The sequence below is a fragment of the Actinomycetospora sp. C-140 genome, assembly GCF_054796175.1.
Map to the genome: position 1 here is coordinate 1 of NZ_JBTWNF010000042.1, position 1,396 is coordinate 1,396.

Below are 1,396 nucleotides of genomic sequence, written 5' to 3' on the forward strand. Positions count from 1 at the left end.
TCGAGGCTGAGACGTGACGCATAGCCGGTTGAGGCGAAGCAGAGTGATCCCATGCTGCCGAGAAAAGCCTCTAGCGAGTTCCTACGCGACCCGTACCCCAAACCAACACAGGTGGTCAGGTAGAGAATACCGAGGCGTTCGAGCGAACTGTGGTCAAGGAATTCGGCAAAATGCCCCCGTAACTTCGGGAGAAGGGGGGCCCTGTCCCGTGAAACCCCTTGCGGGTTAGCGGGGTGGGGCCGCAGAGACCAGGGGGAAGCGACTGTTTACTAAAAACACAGGTCCGTGCGAAGTCGCAAGACGATGTATACGGACTGACGCCTGCCCGGTGCTGGAACGTTAAGGGGACCGGTTAACCGCAAGGTGAAGCTGAGAACTTAAGCGCCAGTAAACGGCGGTGGTAACTATAACCATCCTAAGGTAGCGAAATTCCTTGTCGGGTAAGTTCCGACCTGCACGAATGGCGTAACGACTTCCCCGCTGTCTCGACCACAGACTCGGCGAAATTGCACTACGAGTAAAGATGCTCGTTACGCGCGGCAGGACGGAAAGACCCCGGGACCTTCACTACAGCTTGGTATTGGTGCTCGGTTCGGCTTGTGTAGGATAGGTGGGAGACTGGGAAATCCTCACGCCAGTGAGGGTGGAGTCATCGTTGAAATACCACTCTGGTCGAATTGGGCATCTAACCTCGGGCCATGATCTGGTTCAGGGACAGTGCCTGGTGGGTAGTTTAACTGGGGCGGTTGCCTCCCAAAAAGTAACGGAGGCGCCCAAAGGTTCCCTCAGCCTGGTCGGCAACCAGGTGTCGAGTGCAAGTGCACAAGGGAGCTTGACTGTGAGACCGACGGGTCGAGCAGGGACGAAAGTCGGGACTAGTGATCCGGCACCACCATGTGGATGGGGTGTCGCTCAACGGATAAAAGGTACCCCGGGGATAACAGGCTGATCTTGCCCAAGAGTCCATATCGACGGCATGGTTTGGCACCTCGATGTCGGCTCGTCGCATCCTGGGGCTGGAGTAGGTCCCAAGGGTTGGGCTGTTCGCCCATTAAAGCGGTACGCGAGCTGGGTTTAGAACGTCGTGAGACAGTTCGGTCCCTATCCGCCGCGCGCGCAGGAGACTTGAGGAAGGCTGTCCCTAGTACGAGAGGACCGGGACGGACGAACCTCTGGTGTGCCAGTTGTCCCGCCAGGGGCACGGCTGGTTGGCTACGTTCGGAAAGGATAACCGCTGAAGGCATCTAAGCGGGAAGCCCGTTCCAAGATGAGGTCTCCCACCCCTTCGAGGGTTAAGGCCCCCACCAGACCAGTGGGTTGATAGGCCAGACATGTAATCGCCGCAAGGCGTTCAGTGGACTGGTACTAATAGGCCGAGGACTTGCCCACACACACC

1 rRNA gene is annotated in these 1,396 nt (G+C 58.0%); it reads left to right on the forward strand.

The features are described from left to right. A 23S ribosomal RNA gene (locus ACR9E3_RS32440) occupies positions 1 to 1,389 on the forward strand; the annotation flags it as partial. Between the last annotated feature and the right edge of the window lie 7 nt (positions 1,390 to 1,396).